Raw genomic sequence first — 15160 nt, 5'->3', positions numbered from 1 at the left:
CTTCAGACCAGAATCAGGTTATCGCGATGAACCAGTTCCGGTTCCGCCATATAACCCAAGAGACCGACAATCGCTTCAGACGACTGACCGATGATTTTTTGTGCTTCCAGCGCACTGTAGTTGGCCAACCCACGGGCAATTTCACGACCGTCGGGCGCCACGCACACCACCATTTCGCCGCGCCGGAAGCTACCCTGGACCAATTTGACCCCAACCGGCAGCAGGCTCTTGTTACCTTGGGACAACGCCGTCACCGCACCCGCGTCCAACACCAGGGTGCCACGGGTTTGCAGATGCCCGGCCAGCCACTGCTTGCGTGCCGCCAGCATGCCGCGCTCAGGCGAGAGCAAGGTGCCAATGCGCTCACCCGCCTTAAGGCGATCCAGAACGCGTTCCAGTCGACCACCCACGATGATCGTATGCGCACCGGACCGCGCCGCCAGGCGTGCCGCGCGCAGCTTGGTTTGCATGCCACCGCGTCCCAGCGCTCCGCCGGTACCGCCTGCCACCGCGTCGAGCGCCGGATCATCGGCACGCGCCTCGTAGATCAGCTGGGCATCTGGATTGTTGCGCGGATCGGCATCGAACATGCCATCGCGATCCGTCAGGATCACCAGCAGGTCAGCCTCGACCAGATTGGCCACCAGCGCCGCGAGGGTATCGTTGTCGCCGAAACGGATTTCGTCGGTGACCACGGTATCGTTCTCGTTGATCACCGGAATGACCTTCAACTCAACCAGCGCACGCAAGGTGCTGCGGGCGTTCAGGTAGCGCTTGCGGTCGGACAGGTCATCGTGCGTCAGGAGAATTTGCGCAGTGTGTCGACCATGCTCGGCAAAACTCGACTCCCAGGCCTGCACCAAGCCCATCTGGCCGATTGCAGCAGCGGCCTGGAGCTCGTGCATCGCACTGGGTCGCGCGGTCCAGCCCAGACGGCTCATGCCGGCCGCCACCGCCCCGGAGGACACCAGCACCAGCTCGACACCCGCCTCATGCAAGGCCACCATCTGTTCAACCCAGACACCCATTGCCGCGCGATCCAGGCCCTTGCCGTCCGCTGTCAGCAAAGCGCTGCCGATCTTCACGACCCAACGCTGCGCACCTGTCACCTTGCTCCGCATCATCTTCAACCTTAGCTTGAGGGCAGCACGACCTGGCACTGCCCGTGACGTTATTCGTGGTTATTCGTGACCAACGATCGATTTCCAGATACTAAAACGCCGCTCGATTGAGCGGCGCTTAAGTTTATCGCAACGAATCAGTCACGCACGTAAATGATTTCCGGACCGTCTTCGTCATCCACGTCTTCTTCGTCCCAATCATCGTCGCCGATGTCGTGGACCGACTTCACGCCGCTACGACGCAAGGCACGCTGATCGTCCAGCGCCTGCAGCTGGGCACGGGCTTCGTCTTCGATGCGCTGATCGAGATCGGCCAGCTCTTCCTTGTAGGCCGGGTCGTTGGCCAGGCGATCGGCACGATCTTCCAGGTAACGCATGATGTCGTGACACAGACGCTCGGTGTTCTGCTTGGCGATAGCCGAGATCACGTAGACCGGACCGGTCCACTCCAGGCGATCGACGATTTCCTTGACCCGCTCATCGTGCTCTTCTTCAAGGATCTGGTCGCACTTGTTGAGGATCAGCCAACGATCACGCTCAGCCAGGGACGGACTGAACTTGGTCAACTCGTTGACGATGACCTCGGCAGCGTCCGGAGCACTGGTGTCATCCAGCGGCGCCATGTCGACGAGGTGCAGCAGCAGACGGGTACGCGACAAGTGCTTGAGGAAACGGATCCCCAGGCCGGCGCCGTCGGAAGCACCTTCAATCAGGCCCGGAATGTCCGCGACCACGAAGCTTTTCCAGCGATCGACGCTGACCACACCCAGGTTTGGCACCAGGGTGGTAAACGGATAGTCGGCGACTTTCGGCTTGGCAGCGGATACCGAACGGATAAAGGTACTTTTACCAGCGTTCGGCAAGCCCAGCAGACCCACGTCCGCCAACACCTTCATTTCCAGCTTGAGGTCACGCTGCTCGCCCGGCTTGCCCGGCGTAGTCTGGCGTGGCGCACGGTTGGTACTGGATTTGAAACGGGTGTTACCCAAACCGTGCCAACCGCCATGTGCCACCAGCAGCTTCTGGCCAGCCTTGGTCAGGTCGCCGATCACTTCCTGGGTAGCGGAGTCGATCACCGTGGTGCCGACCGGTACGCGCAGCACCAGATCCTCACCCTTCTTGCCGGTGCAGTCGGTGCTGCCACCATTGGAGCCACGCTCGGCATCGAAGTGCCGGGTGTAACGATAGTCGACCAGGGTGTTGAGGTTTTCGTCGGCGATCATGTAGACCGAGCCGCCGTCGCCACCATCACCACCGTTCGGACCACCGTTTTCGATGAATTTTTCGCGACGGAAACTCATGCAGCCGTTACCGCCGTCGCCAGCCTTTACTCGGATCGATACTTCATCAACAAACTTCATAACAAAACGCCTCTCGCCATACGGACGAGCCGAAAAACACTAAGACATAAGACTCTTGCAAAAATGAGCGCAGCGACCTCAATCAACGACCGCTAAAAACCAGCGCCGGCAGCCCATACAAACAGTTTTGCAAGAGACTCACCCCACAAACGAAAAAGCCCCGTCGCGAGACAGGGCTTTTCCAGCGATCGCGCGATTAAGCCGCGACTACGCTCACGTAACGACGACCGAAGGCGCCTTTTACTTCGAACTTGATCACGCCTTCGACTTTAGCGAAGAGAGTGTGATCTTTACCCATGCCAACGCCGTAGCCAGCGTGGAATTGGGTGCCGCGCTGACGCACGATGATGTTGCCTGCTTTGATAGCCTGGCCGCCATACATCTTCACGCCAAGGCGTTTGGCTTCTGAGTCGCGACCGTTACGGGTACTACCACCAGCTTTTTTGTGTGCCATGAGTTCAATTCTCCTAGTGAGGAATTAGGCTGTAATTAAGCCTGAATACCGGTGATTTTGATCTCGGTGTACCACTGGCGGTGGCCCATACGCTTCATGTGGTGCTTACGGCGACGGAACTTGATGATGCGGACTTTATCGTGACGACCTTGGGAGATCACTTCAGCCACAACGGTAGCGCCAGCAACAACTGGAGCGCCGATATTCACGTCGTCACCGTTGGCAACCAACAGAACGCGATCAAAGGTAACGGATTCGCCGGTAGCGATTTCCAGTTTTTCGATCTTCAGGTATTCACCTGGGGCGACTTTGTACTGCTTGCCGCCAGTAACGATTACTGCATAAGACATGGTATTTCTCCGATAATCCTGCTCACCCAGCTCTTTATAAGAAGAGGTATTGGCTGGCATGGCTGCATGGGGCTGGAGGCCCGCTTGCAATTGCGTAAGGCAGGTGCTGCCCAGGAAGTTCAGGGTGCGCGATTGTACGCAAGGCACGAGCGCCTTGCAATAGGCCGTCCATCGCGCCTTGACACCTGCTGGCATGGGTCCTAGCATGCCGCGCAACCCTTCTGGAGCAACTGTCGCTGATGCAACCCCAAGCTTTCTACCGCGCGGTGGCGGACGATTTTAGCGCCGTCGACGGCATCATCAAGAAGCAGCTGACTTCCCGAGTGCCGCTGGTATCGAAAATCGGCGATTACATTACCTCGGCCGGCGGTAAACGCCTGCGTCCGTTACTGGTGCTGCTGTGTGGCAAGGCCCTTGGCCGCGAGGGCGACGACCTGCGCCTGCTGGCCGCCACCATCGAATTCCTGCACACCGCCACCCTGCTGCATGACGACGTCGTTGACATGTCGGGCATGCGCCGTGGCCGCTCGACGGCCAATGCCATGTGGGGCAACGCGCCGAGCGTGCTGGTGGGCGACTTCCTGTATTCGCGCTCCTTCGAAATGATGGTCGAGCTGGGCTCCATGCCGGTGATGAAGATCCTTTCGCAAGCCACGCGGATCATCGCCGAAGGCGAAGTGTTGCAGCTGTCGAAGGTCCGCGATGCCAGCACCACCGAAGAGACCTACATGGAGGTCATCCGCGGCAAGACCGCGATGCTCTTCGAAGCCTCGACCCACAGTGCGGCAGCCCTGGCCGGCGCGACACCTGAGCAGTGCGAAGCGTTGCGCACCTTCGGCGACCACCTGGGCGTGGCCTTCCAACTGGTCGACGACCTGCTGGACTACAAAGGCGACGCCGAGACCCTGGGCAAGAACGTCGGTGACGACCTGGCCGAAGGCAAGCCGACCCTGCCGCTGATCTACACCATGCGCGAAGGTACGCCGGAGCAGGCAGCCCTGGTGCGCAAGGCGATCCAGAAAGGCGGTATCGAAGACCTGGAAAACATCCGCGAAGCCGTGGAAGCCTCCGGCTCACTGGATTACACCGCCCAGCTGGCCCGCGACTATGTGGCCCGTGCGATCAAGTGCCTCGACGCGCTGCCCGCCAGCGAATACCGCGATGCACTGGTTGAGTTGAGCGAGTTTGCGGTCGCTCGCACACACTGATCTGCCCGTGTAGGAGCCGGCTTGCTGGCGATTGCATCACCACGGTGTTCCTGACACACCGAGTTGGATGCATCGCCAGCAAGCCGGCTCCTACAGGTCCCCCCCTCTCCCACCTAAAACCCTATATAATGTGCGCTTTTTAGCGATCCTGAATCCAAGGAGCCTTAGTGAGCACGTTGCCACCCTGCCCGAAATGCAATTGCGAATACACCTACGAAGACGGCACCCAGCTGATCTGCCCTGAGTGCGCCCACGAATGGTCCGCCAGCGGCGAAGCCGAAGCTGTGTCCGATGATGCGGTGAAAAAGGATTCGGTGGGCAATGTCCTGCAGGACGGTGACACCATCACCGTGATCAAGGACCTCAAGGTCAAGGGCACGTCGCTGGTGGTCAAGGTGGGCACCAAGGTCAAGAACATCCGCCTGTGCGATGGCGATCACGACATCGACTGCAAGATCGACGGCATCGGCCCGATGAAGCTCAAATCTGAATTCGTCAGGAAAGTCTGATTCAGCTATACGCCACCTCGCGTCCTGACGCGGGGTGGCGCTTCGCCCTCCCCCGCCTCGCTCAATGAATCCTCGCAATAGCCAAACGCCAGCCTTTTTGACCTTACGCAATCTTTACCCAGAAAAATCCCCAATCAGCCAATAGGCCCTTGCTATTTATTGAATAGGAATTATTCTCATTGAATCCAATCAATGGAGATGAGAACCCATGACTTATTTGATCGATGCCTGGCTGGACCGTCCACACCCCTACCTCAGGATCCTGCATCGGGAAACCGGGGAAGTCTGTGCAGTGCTGGAAGAAGAAGCCTTGAACGAACTGCAGGATCAGGGCGATCTGGACGTCAACGGCTTGAGTTCCAGCGAGCCGGTGGTGCTCAAGGAAGTGGTGCGCAACCTGTTTCTTTTTTGCTATGCCCGGGCATTGCGCCCGACCAATGAACTGCATCACAAGATAGAACTATGAGAAACGCAAACCCTGTAGGAGCCGGCTTGCTGGCGATGCAGACAACACGGTCAAGATTTGAAACCGTGTTGATGCAATCGTCGGAACGCCGCCCGCAGGAAGCCGGCTCCTACAGGTAGTCAAACTTACAGAACGTCCAGCAGCTCGACGTCGAACACCAGGACGCTGTGCGGCGGAATGCTGCCAACGCCTTGAGCGCCGTAAGCCAGTTCGCTCGGCACGTACAGACGCCATTTGCTGCCGGCATTCATCAGTTGCAGGGCTTCGGTCCAGCCAGCGATCACGCCGCCGACCGGGAATTCCGCAGGCTCGCCGCGCTCGTAGGAGCTGTCGAACACGGTGCCGTCGATCAGGGTGCCGTGGTAGTGGGTACGCACGGTATCTTCACGGGAAGGCTTGGCGCCTTCACCGGCGGACAGTACTTCGAATTGCAGGCCGGAAGCCAGGGTGGTGATGCCGTCACGCTTGGCGTTTTCAGCCAGGAAGGCCAGGCCTTCGCCAGCGGCCGCTTCAGCCTTGGCTGCCGCTTCGGCCTGCATGATTTCGCGAATTACCTTGAAGCTCGCAGACATTTCTTCCTGGCCAACACGGCTTGGCTTACCGGCAAACGCGTCGGTCAGGCCTGCCAGGATCGCGTCCAGGCTAACGCCCGGTGGCGGGTTGTCGCGCAGCTGGTCGCCCAGCTGACGGCCGATGCCGTAGCTGACGCGGGTTTCGTCGGTGGACAGATTTACTTCGGACATGACACTGCTCCGCTGTGCGGACGGCTCGGGAACTGGCCGTGCGTGCACAGCGCGTCCCGGAGCGCCCGGAACCAAAAGGGCAAGCAGACTAGCACAGATGTCATGCCATTGATGAGGGACGTCAGGCGATCGGCACCTTCAGGTTTTCCTCCACATCGGCGACCAGCCCGCACATCTCGTCATGCACGACGGTGTGCACAAGGTTGAAGTGCAACTTGGGAAAGGAGCGCAGCACCTCGCGTGCATGTTCCACCGAGCGCAACTGCATCGTATGACCTGGCGCATCGCTCAATGGATACGCCGCTCCGTGCATACGCGCCTCAAGCAGGTAAATGCCTCCTTCCATGGAGATCAGGTTCAACTCATCGACCTTCCCGGCGACGGCATAGGCATTCAACTCTTGCAGGTTCATGAACGCACCTCACGCAGTGACGAGCCAACACCCTTACAGGGATATGCCTCGGCGCATCAAAGCACAAGCCATTAACGACGCCGCCCGTCTGTTTTGCAACAGACGGGCGGCGCGTAACAACAGGGCAGCCGTTGTTTAGTGCTTGGTCACTTTATCCAGGTAACCCATGGCAAATGCCGACACCACAAAGGTCATGTGAATGATGACGTACCACTGCAAATGCTCGGGATCGACGTTCTTGGCGTCCATGAAGATACGCAGCAGGTGGATCGACGAGATCGCCACGATCGACGCGGCCACCTTCATTTTCAGCGACGACGAGTCCATGGTGCCCAACCAGTTGAGCTTCTCCTTGCTGTCGTCGATGTCCAGTTGAGATACGAAGTTCTCGTAGCCGGAAATCATCACCATCACCAGCAAACCGCCTACCAGCGCCATGTCAATGAGCGACAGCAACACCAGGATCAGGTCCGATTCGGCCATCGAGAAGACGTTGGGGATAACGTGGAAGACTTCCTGGAAGAATTTCAGTGCCAGTGCCAACAGCCCGAGGGACAAGCCGAAGTAGATCGGCGCCAACAGCCAGCGCGAGGCGTACATTGCATTTTCGATAAAGCGTTCCATTGAATCTCACAGGCGGACTTGAAATGGCCGCGAGTATAACAGCCGTCCGTAATACCCAGAAACCATTGGGAAATCCGCTACCTGCGTGTGTGTGTCAAATTTTTTCTGCTAGTGTCCAAACCATTGACAGCAAAATGACATCGGACAGGAAGACTGGAAATGGATGGGCGATTGCCATTAACGAGTGCCGGGATCTTCATGGCCCTGCTGATCAGCGCCTGCTCGCCCAGCGACGAGAAACGCCAGGTCAGCCTCGAGGAAAAGACTGCGCAGTTCGAGAAGTCCCTGGATGCCATCGAGGACCCGAAACTCAAGGATGCGGTGGCCGAACTGGGCGGTTCGCTGTTGTTGCTTGAGCGCGCGCAACTCAAGCTCGACAGCAAGCCCGTGGAAACCGAATACGGTGAAGACGCCCTCGCCGTGCTCAAGCACTACCCAACGCCACAGGCCCTGGTTGACACGTACATCAATGGCCTGTTCGTCCTGCACAAGGACTCCAGCTCCGACTACCTGACGGACCTGCAACCGGTGTTTCCCTTCAACTTCAGCATCCCGGCGGCGTTTCTGTTTCCCCATGGCCTGCAATGGCAGTCGGTCACCCTGAGCAACAAACGGGTCATCGCCTTCCAGCCGGAATGGTCGGAAACCGACCCAGGCATTCAGTTGAGCCCATCGAGCTCCAACGTGACCAACCCTGACGACTTGACCGTGACCTATCCGTTCATTGAAGGACTGGACGTCGATATCAAGAATCAGCCACAACCGGTGAGCCTGCAAGGCAAGGTGGAAGTCATTGCACCGCGCCGGCTCTACAGCTTTGACCTGACGAAAAAGGACATCGGCCAGACCCGCACCAACGACAACTTGAGCGTCACCTTGGTGAAACTTGCGGACAACTTCGCCGAAATCGAGTTCAGCAACAGCGAGCCGCCAGCCCCCGAGATTGCTGAAACACCGTTGAATCCGCTGATTGTCCAGGCCCGGGACGCCACCGGGCAGTTTCTGTCGCGCTCAGGCTCGATCAATGAGAATGCCGCGCAAATTGCCTTCTACCAGAAACAACTGGCGAAGCTGCAGCAACAGAAGCTCTGGAGCGAGTCGCTGGAAAAACAGCTCAATGAAGAGCAGCGAACTTTCGAGAAACAACAGAAACGCCACTACTCCAAGGTGTATTTCAACGGGACCATCGAAACCCTTGAAGTCAGCCTGCTGGATTTCTCCGGCGTTACGGTGACTCGCAAGGACCTGGACCTGCCGGTACGCCGCTTCGACCGCCATACCACGGCGAAAACCATCCAGCCGCTGAGCTTGCCGGTGGTGGTCTACGACGACAATGCCCCGACCTGGCTCAAAGGCGCGACCTTGACCCCTGAACAGTTGAAAAAAGGCGTCAGGATCAATCAATCGGTCGAGGATCCCAGCGCTGCGCGCGTCGAGTTCACTCACCTGCGCAGCTTCAATGATGAATTGCTCGGTAGCTCTTTCAACCCGGGCGATAGTCCGGTCAGCTTCTTCACCGAAGACAGCAGCGGCAAGCGCGATGGGTCGATCGAATTGCCACCAGAGGCGTATGAGGTCGACCCCTTGGGCGGCACGATCACCTACGACCTGAACCTGTTTCCACAGACACCCGCCTTTGTGGTTGGCTCCATCCCGCTATTTCTGGCGACTGTCGAAAAGCAGATGTTCGATGCCCGTCAATTGCCCAAGGGTCTTGAACTCAAGGGCAATGCACTGGTGGTGGATTCGAAAGTGTTTCCCGATCAGGACTGGCGCTTTTTTGCCAAGGATGACAGCGGCAATTACCTGAAGGAAATTCTTGCGGTCAGCCATGACGCGAGCACAGAAGGCCCCGCGTTATTCGCCGTGCATTACTTCTACGGTCAACCCACGCGCCTGGAAACCTATCAACGAACTGACCTCGCCACCGTGCAATATGGTTTTGAGGTCAAGCTCGACAAGGCTGACATGTCCAGCCAGGCCCAATAGCGCTGTCAGTGCTCGGGCCGGAACTCGAAACCACCCACGCTACGACAACGACCACCGTTGATTTCCCGCAACTGGGCTTGCAGATGCAGGCACCAGATCTGCGGGTCATCGGCCAGTTCATAGCCGTGCAGGGTCAGGCTTTCAACGATGGTATCGAGGATGGACTCAGCCACAAAAGGGCCATGGAACGGGCCTTGGGCTTTGATGGCTGAAGGTTGTTCACCGGCCATTCCGGCGGCGAAGAGTAAGGTCCACATCCCCGTATCGCCCGCCAGGGGGCGGATGGCGCATTCGATACGAGTCACAAGACCTAGACATTGACGAGTGAGGCAGAGGTTGCGCGGCATGGCGGCGACCCTCGGTAAATCCGGTATTCAGCCTCCACGGGAAGGCTGTCTCGATCCAGTGATACTGTCGATATCCTTGAGCTGAGAATAGAGGAAAAGTTTGACTAGTACGTCAAGTAAGACCAGAAGGCGCCGAATGGTCACTGTGTGAATATTGGCGCCAGAGTGATGGCACTTTTCCAGGATTACCCGAAGACAAATGTGGGAGCGGACTTGCTCGCGAAAGCGGTCATTCAGACAACAACGATGTTGACTGTAAGTCCGCTTTCGCGAGCAAGCCCGCTCCCACAATGGATCGAGATGAAGCTCAGGTTTGCATCAGGCCGGCTTGGCCTCCACCAGCGCCTCGACCGCCATTTCCTTTTCTGCCTCTTTCAGGTCATCTTCGCTGATCATCTCCGCGATCACCCGCAAGCGCTCCACCACCCGTGCGTTGACGCTACCTTCAGGGAACTCGCCATTTTCATCCGGCTCGCCCGCCGGCTCACCCACCAGCAGGCTGAGCGCCTCGTCGGCCTGACGCACCGCGTAGACGTGGAACTGACCGGCGCGCACAGCGGCCAGCACTTTCTCGTCAAGCATCAGCGTGGCAACGTTGGCGTGGGGAATGATTGCTCCCTGTTCGCCCGTCAGCCCGCGGGCTTCGCAGAGACGGAAGAACCCCTCGATCTTCTCGTTGACGCCGCCCACGGCCTGCACTTCACCGAACTGGTTGATCGAGCCGGTAATCGCAAAGCACTGCTTGAGCGGGGTTTTCGACAGGGCCGAGATCAGGGTGCATGCCTCGCCCAGGGAAGCACTGTCACCATCGACGTAGCCATAGGACTGCTCCAGCGCAATGCTCGCGGAGATCGCCAGCGGAAACTCCTGGGCGTAACGGCTGCCCAGGTAACCGGTGAGAATCATCACCCCTTTGGAGTGGATCGGCTGACCGAGGTTGACCTCACGCTCGATGTCGACGATACCGCTGCCACCGGGATACACCGTGGCGGAGATCCGCGCCGGTACACCGAAGGCCGAGTCGCCGACTTCCAGCACCGTCAGGCCGTTGCACTTGCCGACCGCCGCGCCCGCGGTGTCGATCAGGATGATCCCCGCCAGCATGTCATCGAGAATGCGCGCCGACACACGTCCGGTACGGGTGGCCTTGGCCTTGAGTGCCCGCTCGATGTGACCGGCATCGGTCATTTCATCCGAGGCCAGGTGACGAATGAAATCCGCCTCGCTGACCAGCTGGAACAGATCACCGATGCGTGCCGACAACCGCCCCTGATGCTCGGCCAGGCGTGCGCTGTAGGTTGCCAGGCGCGCTACCGCATCGGCGGTCAACGGCGCCATGCCCTCCTCGGAAGTACGGGTCTTGAGCAACTGGGCGAACTGTTCCAGGCTCTCGTCGACCATTGGAATGTCTTCATCGAAATCCACCAGGACGCGAAACATTTCCTGGAAGTCCGGATCGAGGTCCTGCAGCGTGTAGTAGAGCTGGCGGGCCCCGATGATGACGACTTTGACCTGCAACGGAATATGCTGCGGCGTCAGGGTGACGGTAGCGAAACGACCCATCTCGCCCAGTGGCGATTCCATTTTCAGTTTGCGCGATTGCAGGGCGCGCTTCAGCGCATCCCACACGAACGGCTCGCTGAGCATTTTATCCGCTTCAAGGATCAGGAAACCGCCGTTGGCCCGGTGCAGCGCACCCGGCCGCAACTGCCGATACGTGGTGTAGAGCGCGCCCTGATCGGTGCTGTATTCGATGCGACCGAACAGGTTCTCGTAGGTCGGATGCGGCTCGAACACGACAGGGGCACCACCGCTGGCGGAATGCCCGACCACCAGGCTCGGCGCGTATTGTTCCTCCAGTAGCTTGCGGGCGACCGCATCGGTCTTGCTGTCGTCGACCAATTGCTCGACCACGGTCTTGAGCAAATACACCTGCATCGCTTGCAGGTAACCGCACACCGCCGCGTTCTCGGCGTATTTCTCCGACAACGGCGACAGCAATGGCTGCAGGGCCAGGGTGATGGTTTCTTCGTTCAGGTGGCGCAGTTGATTGCTCGACTCGCGCTTCCATTGCGGCAGGCTGGCGAGTTCCTCGTTCAGGCGCTCTTCGAGGTTGGAAATATCATCGTGGAAGCGATCGCGCTCGGCTTCTGGCAATTGAGCGAATTCGGCCTCATCCAACGCCTTGCCTTCAAGCATCGGAGTGAATGCGATATTGCTGGCATCGCGATAGAGCGCGACGTCTTTCTCCAGCGCCAGGCGCTCGATCACGTCCAGCGCCTTGTCATAGCGCTGATTGAAGGCGCGGTCGATGGCGCTTTTCTTCTGCTGGTAGGACGGATGCTCGAACACCGCCGGAAAGGTCGCCAGCAGGTTGTCGATCAAGCCGTTGATATCACCGATGAAAGCACCGGCGGTGCCCGATGGCAGTTCCAGGGCACGCGGTTCGCGCGGCTCATCGAAATTATTGACGTAGACCCAGTCCGCCGGGGTCTGCAGGCGTTTGCCTTCGGCCTTCAGGTAGCGTTTGACGAAAGAGAAGCGACCGGTGCCGGGCTCGCCCATGACGAATACGTTGTAACCGGGGCGTGGCATGGCCACACCGAACTGCAAGGCTTCGACCGCACGTTCCTGGCCAAGCACACCGCGAAAGGGCTCCAGATCATTGGTGGTAGAGAAGCTGAACTGTTCAGCGGAAAACGGACGGGTCAGCGCTTCAGGCGCTAGACGCAAGCTGGCAGCAACAGGATCAGGCATCGGGCTTCCTTAACAATCAGGCGGGGCAGATAGCGGCATTCTGGCGCCGCCCATGCCTGACTGGCAAGGAGCGCCTAAGGCCAAAGCATAGTCAAGGCCAAAGCCCGGCGTTGAGCGGCGCCAAATCACCGATTTCAACGAATTTTTGGCAAAAAATCACGGAACCCCTTGATCATGCCTAAACTCCAAACTGCGCGACTGGATTAATAACCAGTCCACACTGGCGAGATAGGCGCCAGAACCCTTGTCCATTGGTTTGCACATAAAGAGAACAAAGCTATGAAACGGATTCTTCTTGGTACTCTCTTCACCGCGGTATCCATCAACGCCATGGCTCAGGCGCCAGGCGGCCCGGATTGCGGTTGGGGCAACATGCTGTTCGAAGGTCAGCGTGGCACCCCGGCTCACTTCCTGGCATCCACCACCAACGGCACTTCCGGCAACGCAACATTTGGTATGACTTCCGGTACCAACGGTTGCTCGACCAACGCGTCGCTGACCTATGGCGGCAAATCCTGGTTTGCCATGAATGGCATGATGAACGAGCTGTCCGAAGACATGGCTAAAGGTCAGGGCGAAGCGCTGACCACCTACGCCGTGGTACTGGGCGTGGCGCCGGAAGACCGTGCGCACTTCGCCGCCGTCACTCACGAGCACTTCCAGCAGATCTTCAGCAAAGCTGACGTGACCGCGGAAGATGTGCATACCAACACCCTGGCCGTTCTCAAGAGCGATCCTCGTCTGGCCAAGTACGCAACTCAGGCTTAAGCTCCAGCGCACCCCGCTTCTTTCGGGAAGCGGGTTTATTTTTTGGACCTGCCCCCTCCTTGGGTCTTTGTTTTTTTCCTGTTTAAGTTGCTGATTATGCTCAAACGCCTTGCCTGGCTGGCGCTCTGTGTCTGCGCCCCGCTGTCCGCCGCGCCTCACATCGATCCACAACGTTTGCAGCAACTGGCCAACGACCCCTTTTGGATTTCCCTGGGCCATTACGAAACCGCCAAGCTCGGTGGCTGGCGAAGCTATGTCAGCGACAGGAAATTCTTTCTTGCCGCCGATGGCAACGAACACCCGGACCGTGAACTGGCGGCCACCGTGCAAGCCTTGTACGCCCCGGCCACTGCCGGCGAAAAGCATGCGCAGTGCGTCTACCCGGCACGAACCCGCTGGCTCAAGGCGCAGCTCAACCTGACCGACCTGCCGGCTTTGGACTGCGCCGAATTCAAGCAATGGTTCAAGGACGTTTCGCCCCACAGCGCGGTGATGATCTTCCCGGCGGCCTACCTGAACAGCCCGTCATCGATGTTCGGCCACACGTTGCTACGCATCGATCAGGCGGACGTGCAAAGCGACAAGACCTCGCTGCTCAGTTACGCGATCAACTTCGGCGCCTACATCGAGGGTTCCGACAACAGCATCCTGTACGCCTGGAAAGGCTTGATGGGGGGCTATCCGGGGCTGTTTGCGCTGGTGCCCTACCAGGAAAAGCTCTCGGAATATCGCAGTCTCGAGAACCGTGACCTGTGGGAGTACCGCCTGAACCTGACCCAGCAGGAAACAGCGCGCATGGTCGAGCACGTCTGGGAACTGAAACAGATTCAGTTCGACTATTTCTTCTTCGACGAAAACTGCTCCTATCGCTTGCTGGAACTGCTGCAAGTGGCGCGTCCGAGCCTGCGCCTGACCGAGCAATTCCCGCTGACAGCCATTCCCACCGATACCGTCAAGGCCGTGAAAGAGGCAGGGCTGGTGGAGTCCATCCAGTATCGTCCGTCTCGCGAACGGGAATTGCTGAGCCGAGCCGAGCCACTGACCGATGAAGAACAACAGTGGGTACTGAAAGTCAGCGCCGACCAGAATCAATTGCAAACGCCCGAATTCAAGGCGCAACCCCGTGACCGCCAGGCGCTGATCATCGATGCGGCCTACCGCCTGGAACGCTATCGCGCCAACGGCCAGGAGCGTGATCCGCAGCGGGCCCAGCGCAGCTTTGAGTTACTGCGGGCGATCAATCGCAATCCCGCACCGGAACTGGATATCCCGCAGCCTGGCCTGCCCGAGGACGGCCACGAATCGCGCACCTGGCAGGCCGGGCTGGGCACCCGTGGCGACCGAGCCTTTGGCGAGTACGGCTTGCGCATGGCCTATCACGATCTCAATGACAACGCCGAAAGCTTCCCCCTCGGCGCACAGATCGAGATCCTGCAATTGAAACTGCGTCAGTACGAGGGCAATGACTGGCAAGTGCAGCAACTGGACCTGGCGACCATTCGCTCCCTGACCCCGCGCAATGAGTTGCTGCAACCGTTGTCGTGGCAGGTCACTGGTGGCCTGGAACGAGTACCGGGCAAGCATGACGATGAAACCCTGGTCAGCCACGTCAATGGCGGCGGCGGTGGAACCTGGCAACTGGGCGACGACATGCTGGGGTTCGCCCTGGGTACCGTGCGCGTGGAGCACAACAATGACTTCGCCGAATTCATATCGCCGGCGGCCGGTTTCAACACCGGCCTGCTGTGGAAAAACCCGCTGGGCAATCTGAGCCTGGAGGCAAAAGGCGATTTCTTCACCAATGGCGAAGTGCGCCGTAGCCTGAGCCTGAACCAGCAGTGGGAATTGTCACGCAACCTCGGTGTGCGCCTGAGCGCCCAGCGCGAGTTCAGCCACCTGGCCACCCCTGAGAATGAGGTGATGCTAGAGGTGAAGTGGTATCACTACTGACCAAAACTCACCGATCCACCCTGTGGGAGCGAGCCTGCTCGCGAATGCGCACTGTCTGCCGACATCGATGGCGGCTGATCCACCGCCCTCGCGAGCAGGCT

The 15160-nt window shown here is 58.9% G+C and carries 15 protein-coding genes; 6 read left to right on the top strand and 9 right to left on the bottom strand.

The features are described 5' to 3' along the window. Positions 1-2 precede the first annotated feature (2 nt). The 4 genes from proB to rplU form a co-directional block, all read right to left on the bottom strand. Positions 3-1121, bottom strand: a complete 1119-nt coding sequence (proB, locus tag QLG10_RS07220; RefSeq protein WP_033041014.1) for a glutamate 5-kinase — start codon at positions 1119-1121, stop codon at positions 3-5. A 137-nt stretch (positions 1122-1258) separates the two neighbouring features. Then, on the bottom strand, positions 1259-2482 hold the full coding sequence (gene cgtA / locus QLG10_RS07215; RefSeq protein WP_020798650.1) for an Obg family GTPase CgtA: 1224 nt from the start codon (positions 2480-2482) through the stop codon (positions 1259-1261). A gap of 196 nt (positions 2483-2678) precedes the next feature. Further along, on the bottom strand, positions 2679-2936 hold the full coding sequence (rpmA, locus tag QLG10_RS07210; protein WP_003281574.1) for a 50S ribosomal protein L27: 258 nt from the start codon (positions 2934-2936) through the stop codon (positions 2679-2681). Positions 2937-2971: 35 nt separating this feature from the next. After that, positions 2972-3286 (bottom strand): 50S ribosomal protein L21, encoded by a 315-nt coding sequence (gene rplU, locus QLG10_RS07205; protein WP_003176051.1) that lies wholly within the window; start codon positions 3284-3286, stop codon positions 2972-2974. Positions 3287-3525: 239 nt separating this feature from the next. Between rplU and QLG10_RS07200 the strand changes: the two genes are divergently transcribed. The 3 genes from QLG10_RS07200 to QLG10_RS07190 all read left to right on the top strand — a co-directional run bounded on the left by QLG10_RS07200 (position 3526) and on the right by QLG10_RS07190 (position 5469). Continuing rightward, positions 3526-4494, top strand: a complete 969-nt coding sequence (locus QLG10_RS07200) for a polyprenyl synthetase family protein (RefSeq protein ID WP_020798652.1) — start codon at positions 3526-3528, stop codon at positions 4492-4494. Positions 4495-4661: 167 nt separating this feature from the next. Continuing rightward, complete coding sequence (locus tag QLG10_RS07195; protein ID WP_110751037.1) at positions 4662-5003, top strand: zinc ribbon domain-containing protein YjdM; 342 nt, start codon at positions 4662-4664, stop codon at positions 5001-5003. A 208-nt stretch (positions 5004-5211) separates the two neighbouring features. Continuing rightward, entirely contained in the window at positions 5212-5469 is a 258-nt protein-coding gene (locus QLG10_RS07190; RefSeq protein ID WP_020798654.1) for a hypothetical protein, read from the top strand. A gap of 125 nt (positions 5470-5594) precedes the next feature. Here the strand turns inward: QLG10_RS07190 and QLG10_RS07185 are convergent, their stop codons facing one another. The 3 genes from QLG10_RS07185 to QLG10_RS07175 all read right to left on the bottom strand — a co-directional run bounded on the left by QLG10_RS07185 (position 5595) and on the right by QLG10_RS07175 (position 7248). Then, the gene (locus tag QLG10_RS07185; RefSeq protein WP_020798655.1) at positions 5595-6212 is read right to left on the bottom strand and encodes an FKBP-type peptidyl-prolyl cis-trans isomerase; all 618 of its coding nucleotides are present in this window, start codon (positions 6210-6212) and stop codon (positions 5595-5597) included. A 121-nt stretch (positions 6213-6333) separates the two neighbouring features. Beyond that, positions 6334-6624 carry a DUF6482 family protein gene (locus QLG10_RS07180; RefSeq protein WP_020798656.1) on the bottom strand — a complete coding sequence of 97 codons (291 nt, stop codon included), beginning with the start codon at positions 6622-6624 and terminating at the stop codon, positions 6334-6336. Between the two features lie 135 nt (positions 6625-6759). Next, entirely contained in the window at positions 6760-7248 is a 489-nt protein-coding gene (locus tag QLG10_RS07175) for a TIGR00645 family protein (protein WP_007970904.1), read from the bottom strand. A 159-nt stretch (positions 7249-7407) separates the two neighbouring features. Between QLG10_RS07175 and QLG10_RS07170 the strand changes: the two genes are divergently transcribed. After that, on the top strand, positions 7408-9237 hold the full coding sequence (locus tag QLG10_RS07170; protein ID WP_282486412.1) for a hypothetical protein: 1830 nt from the start codon (positions 7408-7410) through the stop codon (positions 9235-9237). A gap of 5 nt (positions 9238-9242) precedes the next feature. On the opposite strand, the gene QLG10_RS07165 is transcribed toward QLG10_RS07170, so the two are convergent. Then, on the bottom strand, positions 9243-9584 hold the full coding sequence (locus QLG10_RS07165) for a hypothetical protein (protein ID WP_008058253.1): 342 nt from the start codon (positions 9582-9584) through the stop codon (positions 9243-9245). Between the two features lie 318 nt (positions 9585-9902). Next, positions 9903-12341, bottom strand: a complete 2439-nt coding sequence (locus tag QLG10_RS07160) for an ATP-binding protein (protein ID WP_110751032.1) — start codon at positions 12339-12341, stop codon at positions 9903-9905. Positions 12342-12620: 279 nt separating this feature from the next. Between QLG10_RS07160 and QLG10_RS07155 the strand changes: the two genes are divergently transcribed. Then, a complete protein-coding gene (locus tag QLG10_RS07155; RefSeq protein WP_020798660.1) occupies positions 12621-13109 on the top strand; it encodes a DUF3015 domain-containing protein in 489 nt (162 codons plus the stop codon). A gap of 96 nt (positions 13110-13205) precedes the next feature. Then, positions 13206-15059 carry a DUF4105 domain-containing protein gene (locus QLG10_RS07150; RefSeq protein WP_248676992.1) on the top strand — a complete coding sequence of 618 codons (1854 nt, stop codon included), beginning with the start codon at positions 13206-13208 and terminating at the stop codon, positions 15057-15059. Positions 15060-15160: the final 101 nt, after the last annotated feature.

This window comes from Pseudomonas sp. V98_8 (genome assembly GCF_029967975.1).
Taxonomy (GTDB): Bacteria; Pseudomonadota; Gammaproteobacteria; order Pseudomonadales; family Pseudomonadaceae; genus Aquipseudomonas; species Aquipseudomonas umsongensis.
The sequence above is the reverse complement of the archived record's forward strand: the minus strand, read 5'-3'. Positions and strand labels throughout refer to the sequence as shown.

Excerpts from the sequence above, each read along its gene's own strand:
- QLG10_RS07170 (WP_282486412.1), top strand. The coding sequence starts at position 7,408 with ATGGATGGGCGATTGCCATTAACGAGTGCCGGGATCTTCATGGCCCTG.
- cgtA (WP_020798650.1), bottom strand. The coding sequence starts at position 2,482 with ATGAAGTTTGTTGATGAAGTATCGATCCGAGTAAAGGCTGGCGACGGC.
- QLG10_RS07190 (WP_020798654.1), top strand. The coding sequence starts at position 5,212 with ATGACTTATTTGATCGATGCCTGGCTGGACCGTCCACACCCCTACCTC.
- rpmA (WP_003281574.1), bottom strand. The coding sequence starts at position 2,936 with ATGGCACACAAAAAAGCTGGTGGTAGTACCCGTAACGGTCGCGACTCA.
- QLG10_RS07160 (WP_110751032.1), bottom strand. The coding sequence starts at position 12,341 with ATGCCTGATCCTGTTGCTGCCAGCTTGCGTCTAGCGCCTGAAGCGCTG.
- QLG10_RS07155 (WP_020798660.1), top strand. The coding sequence starts at position 12,621 with ATGAAACGGATTCTTCTTGGTACTCTCTTCACCGCGGTATCCATCAAC.
- QLG10_RS07180 (WP_020798656.1), bottom strand. The coding sequence starts at position 6,624 with ATGAACCTGCAAGAGTTGAATGCCTATGCCGTCGCCGGGAAGGTCGAT.
- QLG10_RS07185 (WP_020798655.1), bottom strand. The coding sequence starts at position 6,212 with ATGTCCGAAGTAAATCTGTCCACCGACGAAACCCGCGTCAGCTACGGC.
- QLG10_RS07200 (WP_020798652.1), top strand. The coding sequence starts at position 3,526 with ATGCAACCCCAAGCTTTCTACCGCGCGGTGGCGGACGATTTTAGCGCC.
- rplU (WP_003176051.1), bottom strand. The coding sequence starts at position 3,286 with ATGTCTTATGCAGTAATCGTTACTGGCGGCAAGCAGTACAAAGTCGCC.
- QLG10_RS07150 (WP_248676992.1), top strand. The coding sequence starts at position 13,206 with ATGCTCAAACGCCTTGCCTGGCTGGCGCTCTGTGTCTGCGCCCCGCTG.
- proB (WP_033041014.1), bottom strand. The coding sequence starts at position 1,121 with ATGCGGAGCAAGGTGACAGGTGCGCAGCGTTGGGTCGTGAAGATCGGC.
- QLG10_RS07165 (WP_008058253.1), bottom strand. The coding sequence starts at position 9,584 with ATGCCGCGCAACCTCTGCCTCACTCGTCAATGTCTAGGTCTTGTGACT.
- QLG10_RS07175 (WP_007970904.1), bottom strand. The coding sequence starts at position 7,248 with ATGGAACGCTTTATCGAAAATGCAATGTACGCCTCGCGCTGGCTGTTG.